Annotated in this window: 15 protein-coding genes; 7 read left to right on the plus strand and 8 right to left on the minus strand. The window is 59.8% G+C overall.

Going from position 1 to position 14,366, the window contains the following annotated elements; all coding sequences use genetic code 11:
* Positions 1-2: 2 nt before the first annotated feature.
* Both AO356_RS29475 and AO356_RS29480 read left to right on the plus strand, forming a co-directional pair.
* The gene (locus tag AO356_RS29475; RefSeq protein WP_060742860.1) at positions 3-1,058 is read left to right on the plus strand and encodes an ornithine cyclodeaminase; all 1,056 of its coding nucleotides are present in this window, start codon (positions 3-5) and stop codon (positions 1,056-1,058) included.
* 176 nt (positions 1,059-1,234) lie between these two features.
* Positions 1,235-2,689 carry an amino acid permease gene (locus AO356_RS29480; RefSeq protein WP_060742861.1) on the plus strand — a complete coding sequence of 485 codons (1,455 nt, stop codon included), beginning with the start codon at positions 1,235-1,237 and terminating at the stop codon, positions 2,687-2,689.
* A gap of 39 nt (positions 2,690-2,728) precedes the next feature.
* On the opposite strand, the gene AO356_RS29485 is transcribed toward AO356_RS29480, so the two are convergent.
* Together AO356_RS29485 and AO356_RS29490 are read right to left on the minus strand one after the other, a co-directional pair.
* Positions 2,729-3,265, minus strand: coding sequence for a DUF2867 domain-containing protein (locus AO356_RS29485; RefSeq protein ID WP_060742862.1), 537 nt, complete (start codon positions 3,263-3,265; stop codon positions 2,729-2,731).
* Positions 3,266-3,377: 112 nt separating this feature from the next.
* On the minus strand, positions 3,378-4,004 hold the full coding sequence (locus AO356_RS29490; protein WP_060743241.1) for a DJ-1/PfpI family protein: 627 nt from the start codon (positions 4,002-4,004) through the stop codon (positions 3,378-3,380).
* 126 nt (positions 4,005-4,130) lie between these two features.
* Here AO356_RS29490 and AO356_RS29495 point away from each other — a divergent pair, with 126 nt between their 5' ends.
* Entirely contained in the window at positions 4,131-4,715 is a 585-nt protein-coding gene (locus tag AO356_RS29495) for a TetR/AcrR family transcriptional regulator (RefSeq protein WP_060742863.1), read from the plus strand.
* Between the two features lie 31 nt (positions 4,716-4,746).
* Here the strand turns inward: AO356_RS29495 and AO356_RS29500 are convergent, their stop codons facing one another.
* Both AO356_RS29500 and AO356_RS29505 read right to left on the minus strand, forming a co-directional pair.
* Complete coding sequence (locus AO356_RS29500) at positions 4,747-5,376, minus strand: LysE family translocator (RefSeq protein ID WP_060742864.1); 630 nt, start codon at positions 5,374-5,376, stop codon at positions 4,747-4,749.
* Positions 5,377-5,466: 90 nt separating this feature from the next.
* Positions 5,467-6,633: an MFS transporter gene (locus AO356_RS29505; RefSeq protein ID WP_060742865.1), complete on the minus strand. Its 1,167-nt coding sequence runs from the start codon at positions 6,631-6,633 to the stop codon at positions 5,467-5,469.
* Positions 6,634-6,727: 94 nt separating this feature from the next.
* Between AO356_RS29505 and AO356_RS29510 the strand changes: the two genes are divergently transcribed.
* From AO356_RS29510 to AO356_RS29525, 4 genes are all read left to right on the plus strand, one after another.
* Complete coding sequence (locus AO356_RS29510) at positions 6,728-7,621, plus strand: LysR family transcriptional regulator (RefSeq protein ID WP_060742866.1); 894 nt, start codon at positions 6,728-6,730, stop codon at positions 7,619-7,621.
* A 152-nt stretch (positions 7,622-7,773) separates the two neighbouring features.
* On the plus strand, positions 7,774-8,076 hold the full coding sequence (locus tag AO356_RS29515) for an ArsR/SmtB family transcription factor (protein ID WP_060742867.1): 303 nt from the start codon (positions 7,774-7,776) through the stop codon (positions 8,074-8,076).
* Between the two features lie 64 nt (positions 8,077-8,140).
* The gene (locus AO356_RS29520; protein WP_060742868.1) at positions 8,141-9,115 is read left to right on the plus strand and encodes a zinc-dependent alcohol dehydrogenase family protein; all 975 of its coding nucleotides are present in this window, start codon (positions 8,141-8,143) and stop codon (positions 9,113-9,115) included.
* A 32-nt stretch (positions 9,116-9,147) separates the two neighbouring features.
* Positions 9,148-9,507 carry an antibiotic biosynthesis monooxygenase family protein gene (locus AO356_RS29525; RefSeq protein WP_060742869.1) on the plus strand — a complete coding sequence of 120 codons (360 nt, stop codon included), beginning with the start codon at positions 9,148-9,150 and terminating at the stop codon, positions 9,505-9,507.
* A gap of 191 nt (positions 9,508-9,698) precedes the next feature.
* On the opposite strand, the gene AO356_RS29530 is transcribed toward AO356_RS29525, so the two are convergent.
* The 4 genes from AO356_RS29530 to AO356_RS29545 all read right to left on the minus strand — a co-directional run bounded on the left by AO356_RS29530 (position 9,699) and on the right by AO356_RS29545 (position 14,348).
* A complete protein-coding gene (locus AO356_RS29530; RefSeq protein WP_060742870.1) occupies positions 9,699-10,100 on the minus strand; it encodes an ExbD/TolR family protein in 402 nt (133 codons plus the stop codon).
* Between the two features lies 1 nt (position 10,101).
* Complete coding sequence (locus AO356_RS29535; protein WP_109791148.1) at positions 10,102-10,824, minus strand: MotA/TolQ/ExbB proton channel family protein; 723 nt, start codon at positions 10,822-10,824, stop codon at positions 10,102-10,104.
* A 49-nt stretch (positions 10,825-10,873) separates the two neighbouring features.
* Entirely contained in the window at positions 10,874-11,683 is an 810-nt protein-coding gene (locus AO356_RS29540) for an energy transducer TonB (RefSeq protein ID WP_060742872.1), read from the minus strand.
* A 325-nt stretch (positions 11,684-12,008) separates the two neighbouring features.
* On the minus strand, positions 12,009-14,348 hold the full coding sequence (locus tag AO356_RS29545; protein WP_060742873.1) for a TonB-dependent receptor: 2,340 nt from the start codon (positions 14,346-14,348) through the stop codon (positions 12,009-12,011).
* Positions 14,349-14,366: the final 18 nt, after the last annotated feature.

Below are 14,366 nucleotides of genomic sequence, written 5' to 3' on the forward strand. Positions count from 1 at the left end.
ACATGACTCTTTTTATAGACGTCGATCATGCCGCACGCCTGTTCGCCAAGGTGGGCATCCGCCGGGCAATCCGCGAAATGGCCGATTACATCGAAGCTGACTATTCACGTTGGGCGCAGTTTGATAAGTCGCCCCGCACCGCCAATCATTCGGCCAACGGTGTGATCGAGTTGATGCCGACCGACGATGGCCAGCAGTACTCGTTCAAATACGTCAACGGTCATCCGGACAACGGTCGAAGCAACCTGCTGACAGTCATGGCCTTCGGTGTCCTGGCCGATGTCCACAGTGGTTATCCAACCCTGCTCAGTGAACTGACGCTGACCACCGCGGTGCGCACTGCAGCGACCTCGGCCCTGGTCGCGAAGTCCCTGGCGCGTCCAGATGCAAGCAGCATGGCAATCATCGGCAATGGCGCCCAGAGCGAATTCCAGGCCCTCGCCTTTCATGAAATGCTCGCTATCAAGGAACTGCGGATATTCGATATCGATCGTGACGCCTCGCTCAAGCTCAAGCGCAACCTTTCCGCATTCCCGGATCTCGAGGTGATTCTGGCCAGCTCTGCACAAGAAGCGGTCAAGGGCGCAGACATCGTCACCACGGTCACCGCCGATAAAGCCTATGCAACGATTCTGACGCCCGAGATGATCGAACCCGGCATGCATATCAATGCCGTAGGTGGGGACTGTCCGGGGAAAACCGAACTGCACGCCGAGATCTTGCGCAATGCCCGGGTCATCGTTGAGTTTGAACCGCAGACCCGGATCGAGGGTGACATCCAGCAATTGGAAGCCGACTTCCCTGTCGTCGAGTTTTTCCGGATTGTTCAGGGCGCAATCCAGGGCCGCGAGAACGACGCACAGGTCACCGTGTTCGATTCCGTGGGTTTTGCCCTCGAAGACTTTTCGTCGCTGCGCTACATGCTGGACCTGGCGCAGGAGCATGCAATCGGTGAGCGCATCCATCTGGTGCCGACACCCGCCAACATAAAAGACCTCTACCAAATCCTTGATCGGCAACCAGCGATCGCCCCTTCGCGCCCGCGCGCAGTGAGTTGAAAGCCATAGGTGATGCCCCTGGGCAAAGTGCCAAGGGGCAACTCACCCCTGCGAGTACGCGGCAAATCTCGCTGTCCGCAAACCACCACCGTCAATAGCCGTTGCATCCCTAACAAGTACGCAAGACATCCACCTTTCTGCCAAAACTCAAAAACATAAAATCAAGAGGTTTTGTAATGAAATCAATCCCATCTGGGCTGACTGAACAGCCCGCGCTGCAGCGCACGCTCAGCAACCGTCACATTCAATTAATGGCCATGGGAGGTGCAATCGGTACGGGCCTGTTCATGGGTTCCGGGAAGATCATCGCCCTCTCTGGCACGTCGATCATCCTCATCTACATGATCATCGGTCTGTTTGTTTATTTCGTCATGCGTGCCATGGGCGAAATGCTGCTCTCCAACTTGAACTTCAAAACCTTCGCAGACTTTGCCGGTGCCTACCTTGGCCCACGCGCGGCATTCTTTCTTGGCTGGTCGTATTGGCTGAGCTGGAGCGTTGCGGTGATAGGCGATGCCGTCGTTGTCGGCGGATTTTTCCAGTATTGGTTCCCCGATGTACCCGCCTGGATACCGGCCATCGGTATGCTGATGACACTGTTCGCATTGAATGTACTGACGGTCAGGCTTTTTGGCGAGATAGAGTTCTGGTTCGCGATCATCAAGATCATTGCCGTCGTCACCCTGATTGGCGTCAGCCTGGTGCTGATTGCCAGCTCCTTTGTCTCACCCAGCGGTGTCACTGCCTCTCTGAACCATTTGCTGGATAAACAAGCCGCCTTTCCCAACGGCTTGTTCGGTTTCTTTGCCGGTTTCCAGATGGCAATCTTCTCCTTTGCCGGTACCGAACTGATTGGTACCGCAGCCGCCGAAACCCGTAACCCTGAGAAGACCCTGCCGAAAGCCATCAACTCGATTCCGCTGAGAATCATCCTGTTTTATGTGCTGGCACTGGCCTGCATCATTGCAGTGACTTCCTGGCAACAGGTTTCGCCCAGCAAAAGCCCTTTCGTCGAGCTGTTCCTGGTGGCCGGGTTTCCCGCAGCAGCAGGCATCGTCAACTTTGTGGTGCTGACGTCTGCCGCTTCCTCGGCCAACAGTGGCGTATTTTCGTCTAGCCGCATGCTGTTTGGCCTGGCCAATCAGGACAACGCCCCAGGGATTTTCCGACGTCTGTCGGGCAATAGCGTGCCTCTGCTGAGCCTGGCGTTCACCACACTGCTAATGCTGGTGGGCGTGTTGTTGCTTTTCATCGTTCCTGAAGTGATGACCGCATTCACCATTGTTTCTACTGTATCGGCCATCCTGGTGATTTTTACTTGGTCGACCATCCTGGCCTCGTATATCGCCTACCGCAAAAAGCGACCTGAGCTGCATGCCAAATCGGCCTACAAAATGCCTGGCGGCGTGCCAATGGCCTGGTTTTCCCTGGCGTTTCTGGGCTTTGTTCTTTGTCTGCTGGCATTGAGACCTGACACTCGTATTGCCTTGCTGGTCATGCCAGGATGGTTCATTTGGTTGGCGATCGCTTATCAACTGACCGATGCCAGGAAGCCGAAATCCGCGCCTGGCAACAGCGAAGGTAATGCGCCTCCCCCGCGCAACATCACGCAGAGCGCGAACATCCCGTAAGTCAATTGCGGATAGGCACCGAGAGAGGTCCGGGTTTGATCAACCTGAGGAGCAAGTAGCCAGAGGCCAACCGACGCGCGCTGCACGCAGGAGGCTGGCCTTGACAACCAGGCGGTGAAAGGGGGCAATGACGAAGATGTAGGCCCGGCCTAGCCGGTTGTGGCACTGGACCACGGTTGAAAAAACGAGTTGGCGACTGCCTGCTGGCTCTGCCTCTTCAGAACAGAGGATCGATATCCGGAAGTCGAGGTGCTTGTCGTCCTCTCCCAAGACGATTTCAGTCTGGTTCGTGCTGTAGACCTTGAAGATGCCAACCCGATTGGCAAGTGATGCCAAATGCCTGGCTGTCTTGAGACCAAAACAGGCAACGATAGCGTCTCGGACGCTCATGAGCCATCCGATCCAGGATGGCTGGTGAGAAAGGATGAATCGAGCCAGCAAATCCGGATCGCGGGATGTGCCCGCCGGGAGCCGAATCGCAAAAGCGTCCGCCAGGTCCATCGACGTGTAAAGGTGGGTGACGCCGGACCTCAAGGGGACCGGTACTGACACAATGAGCTCAAATTCTCGGGGCATCGGGGATCTCTCCTGGGTCTAACGACTGATTGGACGACATGCCATGTCGCGTTTCTGGTTGCGATGGTTTGTCGTAAAACGCTCCTTGTCGCCCTGTGGGTGTGTGTCAGGTTCAGAAGTGGCTGGATGTTGTTGAGGCGCCCACTTTTCCTTGCCGGATACTGAGCTCGATCAAGGCATCATAGAGCGCTTGCTGCCCAGCGGGCAGAACAGGGCCCAACATCGCACGGCGCTTGTCGACATCGAACCAGGATTCAACCAACCATCCCACCAGATAGAGCGCCGAAAGGCATCCGCCCGCAGTTGCAACGTTCCCCTGGCATACAAGAGGCTGGTCCACGGGCTCGAGTCCCAGCGCTTGCAAGCCCGATCGTGCATCCGGGTGTGTAGTTGCCTGGCCATTGAGCAGCCCAAGCCGTTCGAGAATGAAAGCGCCGGCGCATATAGAGCCGATTCGCTGGCGCCTGGCGTCAAGTTCAAACGACGGCAGGAAATCTGGATCGGCAAGTGCAGCGGGTACCCCTTCCCTGCCGCTGACGAACAATACCGCGTCGGCACTATTGGCCTCGGAAAGTGGACCGTGCACCGAAACAGGCAGACCGTGCGCCGAACGCACGACAGCACTGGAAGCCAATATGCGGACGTGCCAGTCTTCAGTGTTGCGGCCTAGAATGTCCCACATCAGGAACAGGTCGATATCCGTGAATTGGTCGAAAGCAACCAGAACGATTTTCTTCAAGGCGAACTCCATGAAAAGTGCTGGCGTGCAAAACGCAACGGCCATCTTTGCGGGTGTTCGCAGCGTATCAATCGGTTGCGCACCATACACAGTCTGTATGGCACTCACTCTGGAGCGAAATTACGGGTGAAAAAACTGACTCGTCACCATTGGATCGCGGCTGGTTTTGAGGCCCTCGACCAAATAGGGCATGTTGGCGTTTCGGCCGAGAGTCTATCGCGCCGATTGGGTGTGACCCGCGGATCGTTCTATCACCATTTCCGCAATCGCGAAGATTTTGTCCGCACCTTGCTGGCCGCTTGGGAAGAAGACTACACGGAGCGTATGCTCGCCTATGCGGCCCAGGGTCGCAGCGCGGGCGAAATCTTGAAACGCTACTTGAGTATTGCCACAGAGAAACAACCGGGACGGGAAGTTTCCATCCGAGCCTGGTCGCTGCACGACCCGTTGGTAAGCGAGTTTCAGCAGCGTGTCGACACAAGACGACTGGACTTCGCGATACGGTCGTGCCGCCGCTTGGCCCCTATGCCAGGTGAAGCAGAAGTGATTGGCCAGCTAGCCCATCTGTGCCTGATCGGTGGTCAACAGGCAGGGCTGCGGCGTGATGCCGCTCGCTTCAACGGTTTCCTGCATCGAGCCTTTTCACTTTTCGAAGGGGCTCTTCCACCGTGGCGGGCCGATTCCCGCGCCCAAGCTGTCGATGACATCTAAGAACCCATCGACATGCAGTGCGGCATTCGGCTCAAGCCGGATTGGAAACAGCCAACTTGAGCCCAAACGCGACAAAAACACCGCCCGTGAGTCGGTCAAGCGCCTTCAGGGCCGCCGGGCGTTTCAGGAAATTGCTCAACGGCACCGTAGCCGCTACCAGAATGCCAAACCAGGCCAGCGTCAACAGCACGTGTAACACCGCAAGGAAGAAGGAGTAACTGGCCACGCTCGCGCCACTCGGGACAAACTGGGGGAGGAACGTGATGTAGAAGACACCTATCTTGGGGTTCAGCAGGTTCGTCAATAAACCGCGAATAAAGGCGCCACGGGCAGAGGCCGCCATGTTCTCGTTCCCCTGCCCTTGCAGCGTCGTCCTGGGTCGCAGCAGCAGTTTTACACCCAGCCAGACAAGGTACGCGGCACCGACAATTTTCAGCGCAAGGTAAGCCCACTCCGAAGCTTGCAACAGGGCACCTAGCCCCAGTGACACCGCGGCTCCCCACACCAGGCACCCGAGCACGATACCGATAGCAGCCATCGCCGCCGAACGTCGACCGCCGGTCGCTGTAGCGCGAAGCACCATGGCTGTGTCCACGCCGGGGGTCACAGTGAGCACTGACGCAGCAGCGATGAAGGCAAGCAGCAGGGATAAATCGCTCATTTGGATGTCCATGGCAGTCGGCAGCCGTACGGTTATCCACTCTAATTAGCCACTTGGCGTTCGGTCAAACGTTCTGTGTCGCCGCCACCGTCACAGCGCCGCGGCCGCAACGACTCTGGAACGCCAGGCAAAAGCCAGCACCATCAGCAGCCCCAGACCCGCCATGGCCGCGCCGGCCAGGGCAATCGCCGGATAACCCTGCCCGGCATTGATCACTGCGCCGCCCAGTGCCGCACCTATCGCGTTGCCGAGGTTGAAGGCACCGATGTTCACTGCCGAGGCCAGGTTGGGCGCGTCCTTGGCGGCTTCCATGACGCGCATCTGTAGTGGCGGCACCAGGGCGAAGCTGGCGATCCCCCATATCAGGATGGCAACCGCAGCCGGCAGCGGCCAGCGCATCAGGACGGTGAACGCCAGCAACACGAGAATCAGCACGCTCAGCGAAACGATCAGAGTGCGGTCTATCGAGCGATCCGCGGCCTTGCCACCCCACATGTTGCCCAGCGTCAACCCCACACCGAACAGCACCAGCATGGCGGTGATGTAAGCGGTGGACCCGTGGGTCTCGTTGCTGAGGATCGGCGCGATGTAAGTGAAGACGGTAAACATTGCACCCGAGCCGACGACGGTCAGGGCCAACGCCCCCAGCACCGGGCCACGGCCCAGTACCCGAATTTCAGCCAGCACACCGACGCCTTGCGACATTTGCAGGTTGGGCAAGGCGAACCACAGCGCGGCCATGGTCACCCCGCCGAGCCCGGTAATACCCCAGAATGCTGTGCGCCAACCGAACAGTTCGCCGAACCAGGTGGCCAGCGGCACGCCGCCGATGGTCGCCAGGGTCAGGCCCATGAACATTGCCGCAACCGCCCCGGCACGTTTGTCCGGGGCGACCACGCTGGCGGCGACGATGGAGCCAACGCCGAAGAACGCACCGTGGTTCAGTGAAGTCACCACCCTGGCGATCATGAGGCTGTAGTAATCGGTCGCCAGGGCTGACATCAGATTACCCAGGGTGAAAATCGCCATGAGCCCGATCAGCAGATAGCGCCGGGGGATCCTGCCGGTGGTCAGGGTCATCAGCGGCGCGCCGAGCAGTACGCCCAGGGCGTAGGCACTGACCAACAGTCCGGCGGCAGGAATGGAAACACCGAGATCCGCAGCGATGCCCGGCAACATGCCCATGGGGGCGAACTCGGTAACGCCGATGCCAAAGGCACCGATGGCGAGTGCAACAAGTGGTGGATTGATACGCATGGAAGCCTCCTCATCTATGCTGCGAATGCTACGATCCAGTCTTTCCAGGCGGTAGATAGCATTTTTGGCAATCACCTTTGCGCAAGAGGCACAAATGGACTTCAACGGCAGGTCAGGTGAAATGAGCGTGTTCGCCACCGTGGCGCAGGAAGGCAGCCTGTCAGCCGCCGCACGTGCATTGGGGCTGACCCCCTCGGCGGTCAGTCGAATCATCGCGCGTGCCGAACAACGCCTGGGTACCCGCCTGCTGTTGCGTACCACTCGATCGATCACCTTCACCGCCGAGGGCGAGGCTTACCTGCGTGGCGCCCGGCGTATCCTGGCCGACATGGCCGAGGTCGAAGAAGCCATCGCCGACCAGGGCGTGCCCAAGGGCCGTTTGCGGGTCAGTGCCGCCCTTGGCCATGGGCGGCAGGCCATCGTTCCTTTGGTGGCAGCATTCAGTGCCCGCTACCCGAACATCGTCGTCGACCTCACCCTCGGCGACGAAGTGGTTGACATTCTCGGCGGCCAGGCCGATGTGGCGGTACGCTTTGGCCATCTGCCCGACAGCCCGCTGACCGCGCGCAGGATCGGCGACACCGGCCAGGTGGTGGTGGCTTCGCCCGAGTATTTAGAGCGCCATGGCACGCCCCAGGAACCGGAAGACCTGCTACGGCACAACTGCCTGCGCTTCAATTTCCGTCGCGCCGAACCCAACTGGCCATTCACCCGCGACGGCAGAGCGTTTTCCCTGAAGGTCAGCGGCAATATTGAATGCAGCAGTGGTGAAGCACTGGCACAACTCGCACGGGTAGGCGCTGGCATCGCGCGTATCGGTGATTTCACCGTGGCCGAGGACCTGCTGCGCGGCGATCTGGTACCGCTGCTGGAAGCCTGGAATCCCGGAGACCGGGAGCCGATCCACGTGGTATTCGCAGGGGGCTCGGCAATGCCGGCGCGAGTACGAGTGTTCGTAGACTTTCTGCTGGAGCATCATCGGATGTGAGCGTTGTCAGCCGAGTGAAACCTTCGGAAAATGGCAGCTCTCAGCCAGAAGCCGACATTCGGCCTAGCCTACAGAACCGTTGGCTATTAGAGGCTCAAGATTGTTCTAAGCTCTCGCATTGACATATCGAAAAATCTCGATATCCTCGCCACATGGACCTACTCGAAATATTCAAAGCCCTCTCAAACCCGACACGTCTCCAAATCCTGAAAGGTTTGAAGGATCCGGCAAAGAACTTCCCCCCGCAGGATGAGGGTGACGTTCACACGGTCGGCGTCTGCGTCAGCAGTATCCAGGAAGGGATCGGCCTGTCGCAGTCAACGGTGTCCGGTTATCTGGCCACGTTGCAACGGGTGGGTCTGGTCGACGTCAGGCGCATCGGTCAGTGGACCTATTACAAACGCAATGAAGCAACCATCAGTGCTCTCGCCGAGATCATTGGGAAAGACCTGTAGCGTTTTTTTACCATAGAATATCGAGATATCCCGATATCCCTTTTTATCGATACGAGGAGTTACTATGAAAGCGATGATTCTTAAATCATTCGGCGGTCCTGAATCGTTCGAACTCCGCGACGTGCCCAAGCCCGTTCCGCAAGCGGGGCAAGTCCTGGTCCGCGTACACGCCACTTCCATCAACCCGCTGGATTACCAGGTTCGACGCGGCGACTATCCCGACCTGGTGCCACTGCCGGCCATCACCGGCCACGACGTCTCCGGCGTGGTCGAAGCCGTAGGGCCTGGCGTGACTTCCTTCGCGCCAGGAGACGAAGTCTGGTACACCCCGCAAATATTTGAAGGGGCAGGCAGCTATGCCGAGTACCACGTCGCGGCCGAAAGCATCGTCGGGAAGAAGCCGCCCGAGCTGAGCCATCTTGAGGCCGCAAGCCTGACCCTGGTGGGCGGGACGGTGTGGGAAGCGCTGGTGGTGCGCGCGGCGCTCAGGGTCGGGGAGAGCATTCTTGTCCACGGCGGCGCTGGAGGCGTCGGGCACGTCGCGATCCAAGTGGCGAAAGCCATGGGCGCCCGGGTGTTCACCACTGTGCGCGAAGCAAACGCAGAGTTCGCCCGCAACTTGGGTGCCGACGTGATCATCGACTACGAGAAAGAAGATTATGTCGACGCTGTCCTTCGGGAAACCGCTGGCCACGGCGTGGATGTCGTATTCGACACCATCGGCGGCAACACACTGTCCCGCAGCCCCGATGTCCTCGCACAACTGGGCCGCGTCGTCTCGATCGTGGACATCGCCCAGCCACAAAACCTCGTCCAGGCCTGGGGCAAGAACGCGAGCTATCACTTCGTGTTCACTCGACAAAACCGCGGCAAGCTCGATGAGCTGAGCGCATTGATAGCGCGCGGTCAACTGCGCCCACATGTCGGCGCCGTCTATTCGCTGGCTGAGATTCCCCTGGCCCATGCTCGGTTGGAAAGTGCCAACAACGGTCTTCGAGGAAAAATCGCTATTGCCGTCGAGCCATCGCTCATTCCGTAAGTACGGACTTTTAGCCAATTCAGAGGTGCGTCATGGTTTACGAAATCGCTGTGCTTCCTGTTCACAAAGAACGCATTGAAACGTTCCGACGCGCATTTGCCGAGGTCGCTCCATTGCTCACACGGGCCAAGGGTTACGGCGGCCACATGCTGGCGCAAGGGATCGAAACCCCCGAGCAATTCAACCTGATCGTACGATGGCAATCACTCGAGGATCACACACCGGGTTTCGAAGAGAGTGACGACCATCGGCTGTTCATGATGGGTTTGGAGGAGTTTTTTTCGGAAGAACCGAGGGTCTACCACATTGAGGGGACAGCATTTTCCACTGGCGAAAATACTGATTCGAACAGCACCGCCAGCATTAGCTCAACACGTTCAGGAATCCAGTAAATCCTTAGTCGAGGGGGCCAGGCCCGACGTAGCTGGACTCCCCTCCTCCAACCTCCCCCATACAAAGGTCAGAGGGGTACCTCCTTTAGTCGAGGTGCGTTGCTGCCTTCAATTACTTAAACCATATGTTCGCGACTCATGGAGGCAGCCTTCCATCATTCACCGCTCACACCCAAGGCATGAGCCCGATCCTATTTTGCCGTTATCACCGACAACTTGCTGATCCCCGCACGCTCGATGGACGCCATGGCCCGGGCAACCTCGCCATAATTCACCCCGTTGTCCGCCTGCAGTTGTACGCGTACATCCGGGTTTTTCGCCTTGGCGGATTGCAGGTTCGACTCCAGCAAATCCGCCTGGATCTCGTCCTTGTTGATGAACACTTTGCCCTTGTCGTCGATGCTCACCACCAGCGGGTCTTTCTGTTCCACGGGCGCCACTGACTCGGTCTTTGGCAAATTGATGGGAATGGCGTTGGTCAGCAGCGGCGCGGTGACGATAAACACCACCAGCAGCACCAGCATCACGTCCACCAGTGGCGTGACGTTGATCTCGCTCAGCACCTCATCATTGTCTTGTGTAGAGAAAGCCATCTCAGGACGCCTCCTTCACTTTTTGCGGGCTGCCGGCACGGGCTTTGTTCAGCGCTGGGTGCAGCAGCACGCGGAATGAATTTTTCTGCGCGAGGCTATAGAAGTCGTGGGCAAAGTCGTCGAGGTCGGCGGCCGTGAGCTTCAGGCGACGCAGGAAATAGTTGTAGACCAACACCGCAGGAACCGCGACGGCGATACCCACGCCCGTGGCGACCAGCGCCGCACCAATCGGCCCTGCTACGGTTTCCAGGCTGGCAGAACCGGCAGCGCTGATGCCCTTGAGCGCTTCCATGATCCCCCAAACGGTGCCGAACAGGCCTATGAACGGCGAGGTGCTGCCGATACTGGCGACCACGGCAAGGCCGGTTTCCAGAGAGCGGCGCTCCCGTACGATCTGTTGGCGCAGGGCGCGTTCGAGGCGGTCCTGGTGGTTGATGGCCTGGCTCAGATCGGCAGCTTGAGGGGCATCACCAACCTGGATCGCGGCATAACCGGCCTGGGCCACACGGGCAGCGGCGCCGGGTTGGGTTTCGGCCAGTTCAGCGGCCGAGTCAAGGCTCGACGCCGCCCAGAACTGTTTGTGGAACTTGCGATCCTGGACCTTTAGACGACCGAACTGCACGCCCTTGAGCAAGGCCAGGCCCCAGGTTGCGACCGAAAAGGCCACCAGCAGCCAGATCACCGCGCTTTCGATGGATTCAAGTGGAGATGCTAATGCCATGATGTTTTCCCTCTGGACAGACCGCGGCGTGTGCAACACCCCGCAGCAATAGTTAGTGAATCTTGAAATCGATAGGTACGCTGACCCAGCCGTTCTGGGCCACATCGCCCTGCTTGGCCGGCACAAAGCTCCAACGCTTCACGGCGGCCAGTGCCGCGTCGTCGAGTTGCTGGCGACCGCTGCTTTTCTGGATCTGGATCTCACCCGGTTTACCGCTGGCCAGTACCTGCACCCGCAACAACACCGTGCCTTCCCAACCCCGGCGCTGGGCCAATGATGGGTATTCGGGCGCCGGGTTCTTCAGGTACGCGGCGTTGGCCGAAGCGGGCGTTACCGGAGCCGGTGCAGGGGCTGCGACTGGCGCGGGAACCGGTGGCGCAGGCGTGGGAGGCGCAGGCGGTGGCTCCACCGGTTTGGCGACCGGCTTAGGCACAGGCTTGGGTACCGGCTTGGGTTTAGGAATCTTTTTCGGCGCCGGCTTGGCGGCCAACTCATCCACGACTGGCGGCGGTGGCTCGACCACAGGTGGCGGCGGCGGTGGCGGCACGGGCGGCGGCGGTTCAACCACCGGCGGCGCGGGCTGGGAAAATTCGATGGTCATCGGTGGGATTTCCGGCGGCACAATCGGCAGCACCGGGGTGGGCTTCTGACTCACCCAATAAATCACCGCACCGTGCAGGGCCAATACCAGCAACCCCAGCAGAATCCCTTCACGCCGACTCGAAAAGCGCTTGGGGGAACGCTGCAAGCGCAGCTGCCCCAACGGCGCACGGTGCGGCCGGCCAAGGTCGACCAACTCACCACCCGGTGCGTGGCGCCGTTGCGCCTCGTGTGCACTGGCGGCGGCCTGGACATTGCCCATTGATTCACTCCCTACGGTTTTTGAAACAGAAATCGACAGGCCTGCATGGAAGGCCGTCGAGGGCTAAATGATCGGGGCTAGACGCTTATCCCTTAAAGTAATCTTTGAAGTTATACATAGATCAAAAATGAATAATTGAAATTCACGCATACGCTAAAGCCGCGGCCCGCTTGGCCTGGCGCCATAACAAGGTTTTTCGATGCTTTTTCAGGCATGCAAAATATTCATTAAAGGCATGGCTTGGCAGGACGGTTCGCGGCAAGGCGACGGCGCTGACGATGCTGCGGGTGACGCGGGTGTTGAACCCGGCCACCTATCCCATGGGCTAGAAGTCATAGCGTCCGGTCACCCCTAGCGTGCGCGGGCTCCCCAGCAGGCCTTCGTAGCCGCCGTTACCGCCGGTCCACAGGGTGGTGTAATAGGTTTTGTCGAAGGCGTTTTTCAGCCACAGCGACACGTCCCACTGCCCCTGCTCATAGTTGCCGCGCAAACCGGTGGACAGGTTGACCACGGCGTAGGCAGGAATCTGTCCGTAGTCGGAATCCTCCACCGTGCCCACGGCCTTGGAGCGGAACGCATAGCTGCCGGTGACGTAGGGTTCGAAACCGTTATCCAGGTTCCACTTGTACTCGCCGTTGGCATTGGCGATCCACTTCGACGCCCCCACCACTTGGTGCCCGCTCAGGTCGCAGGAAGCCGGCGCCCCTGGGCGCAGACTGACTTCCGGTGGGCACGGCGCGTCCTTGTAGCTCAGGTAACGCACATCGTTGAACGAGCCGTTGAGGTTCAGCGTCAGGCCCTTGATCGGCAGCCAGGTACTTTCCACTTCCACACCGCGCGAGCGCACGGAACCTGCGTTGGTCAGGTACTGCACACGATTGTCCGGATCATAGGCGTTGGTCTGGTAACCGTTGACCTGGGTCCAGAACAGGTTGGCATTGAGCTGCAGGCGCCGGTCCCACAATGTGCTTTTGAAACCCAGCTCGGCGTTGTTGGCGCGCTCGGTGCCGACCAGCAGCGAGTCCGCCCCGGCAGTCGGGGCGGAGCCGACCACGAGGTTGACCCCACCGGACTTCTCGCCGTGGGACAAGGTCGCGTAGCCCAACAGGTTGTCGTTCAAGCGGTAGCTCAAGTTGAGCAAGCCCGAAGGGCTGGCGCTGTATTGCGTGAGGTCGCCGGAGTCATAGGCGCCGGTGCGGTTACGTCGAGCCGTCGCGGCAGCCCCCGTGACGGCCGCACCGCCCACTGGGCTGTTACGCGTTACCCAGGCGCTTTTTTCTTCATAAGTACCGCGCAAGCCTGCGGTGAAATCCAGGCGCTCGGTAAGGTGCCAGGTGCCTTGGGCGAACAGGGCGAAACTGTCGGTGCGGATGTGCCCGTTACCCACGGTGCTGACGTTGGCCAATGCGCCTGCAGGCGTGCCGTTCCAGATATCCGCCTGGGGTCCGTAGGAGACGAAGGATTTGTTGTCCAGCGAGTTGCCGAAGTAGTAGGCACCCAGCACGTAGTCGAAGAAGCCACCGGTGGGCGATGCCAGGCGAAATTCCTGGGACCACTGCTTGTCTTCCACCGACACGCCGCCGTTATACGATGCCGGCACGTTAAGGCCGTCATCGTTGCGCGGGGTGAAATTCCAGAAGCGATAGGAACTGACCGAAGTCAGGGTGAAATCGCTGGGCAACGTCCAGTTGGCTTCCAGGGAGGTGCCGCCCTGGAACACGGTGACGTGCTGGTCGCTGTCCAGGTTGACCTTGCGATGGGTGCCGTCGACCAGGGTTGCCCCCGCAGCGGCCGCCCGCGACTGGTAGAGGTTGGTGCCATTGATGGTCGGCCCGGTGCTGTACAGCACGCGAGTCCCGGCGCTGGAGTCCTCTTCGTTGTAGTCGCCGATCCAGCGCAGGTTGAACGCTTCGTTGGGCTTGTACAGCAGTTGCCCGCGAAAGCCCTGGCGCGAGCCGCCGTTGAGGTCATGGCCGTCGTATTCGTTCTTGATGTCGCCGTCGCTGCGCGTGCGATAGGCCGAGAAACGCCCCGCCAGTTCATCGGTCAGCGGGCCGGAGATCGTGCCCTTGGTCTGGAAGTAACCGTCCTCGCCCAGCGACGTTTCGATGCTGCGCTCCGGAGTGAAACTCGGCGCACGGGTGCTGATATTGATCACGCCGGCCGTGGTGTTCTTGCCGAACAACGTGCCCTGGGGGCCACGCAGCACCTCGAGCTGTTCGATGTCCATGAGGTCGAACACCGCCATCCCCGGCCGGCCAAGGTACACGTTGTCGATATACAAGCCCACGCTGCCTTCCAGGCCGTCGCTGGCCGGGTTGTTGCCCAGGCCGCGAATCGACACGCTGGACTGCCGCGCATGCATGTAGGCCACGTTGACGCTGGGCACCAGTTGCTGCAAATCCTGAATCCGATAGACCCGCTGGCTTTCCAGGGCCTGGCCGCCGATCACGCTCATCGGCGTGGGCACCTCCTGGGCGCTTTCCGTACGCCGCCGGGCGGTCACCGTGACGGTTTCCAGTTGGCCGCTGGCGCTTTCACCCGAGGGTGCCGGTTCGGCTGCGTGGCTGGGTGTCCAACTGGCACTGCCGGCCAGCAACATGGCCAGGGGCAGGCGTTTGAGCTTCCAGGGAGAGCAAGGTACAGCGGGCTTCAACAGACTCATAAGCGGCTCCGGAACCCG

This window comes from Pseudomonas fluorescens (assembly GCF_001307275.1).
Taxonomy (GTDB): Bacteria; Pseudomonadota; Gammaproteobacteria; order Pseudomonadales; family Pseudomonadaceae; genus Aquipseudomonas; species Aquipseudomonas fluorescens_AA.

What these genes read in the sequence shown, in the direction of transcription:
- AO356_RS29530 (WP_060742870.1), bottom strand. Translation starts at nt 10,100, where the DNA reads ATGGCTTTCTCTACACAAGACAATGATGAGGTGCTGAGCGAGATCAAC.
- AO356_RS29545 (WP_060742873.1), bottom strand. Translation starts at nt 14,348, where the DNA reads ATGAGTCTGTTGAAGCCCGCTGTACCTTGCTCTCCCTGGAAGCTCAAA.
- AO356_RS29500 (WP_060742864.1), bottom strand. Translation starts at nt 5,376, where the DNA reads ATGAGCGATTTATCCCTGCTGCTTGCCTTCATCGCTGCTGCGTCAGTG.
- AO356_RS29520 (WP_060742868.1), top strand. Translation starts at nt 8,141, where the DNA reads ATGAAAGCGATGATTCTTAAATCATTCGGCGGTCCTGAATCGTTCGAA.
- AO356_RS29510 (WP_060742866.1), top strand. Translation starts at nt 6,728, where the DNA reads ATGGACTTCAACGGCAGGTCAGGTGAAATGAGCGTGTTCGCCACCGTG.
- AO356_RS29505 (WP_060742865.1), bottom strand. Translation starts at nt 6,633, where the DNA reads ATGCGTATCAATCCACCACTTGTTGCACTCGCCATCGGTGCCTTTGGC.
- AO356_RS29515 (WP_060742867.1), top strand. Translation starts at nt 7,774, where the DNA reads ATGGACCTACTCGAAATATTCAAAGCCCTCTCAAACCCGACACGTCTC.
- AO356_RS29525 (WP_060742869.1), top strand. Translation starts at nt 9,148, where the DNA reads ATGGTTTACGAAATCGCTGTGCTTCCTGTTCACAAAGAACGCATTGAA.
- AO356_RS29540 (WP_060742872.1), bottom strand. Translation starts at nt 11,683, where the DNA reads ATGGGCAATGTCCAGGCCGCCGCCAGTGCACACGAGGCGCAACGGCGC.
- AO356_RS29485 (WP_060742862.1), bottom strand. Translation starts at nt 3,265, where the DNA reads ATGCCCCGAGAATTTGAGCTCATTGTGTCAGTACCGGTCCCCTTGAGG.
- AO356_RS29475 (WP_060742860.1), top strand. Translation starts at nt 3, where the DNA reads ATGACTCTTTTTATAGACGTCGATCATGCCGCACGCCTGTTCGCCAAG.
- AO356_RS29480 (WP_060742861.1), top strand. Translation starts at nt 1,235, where the DNA reads ATGAAATCAATCCCATCTGGGCTGACTGAACAGCCCGCGCTGCAGCGC.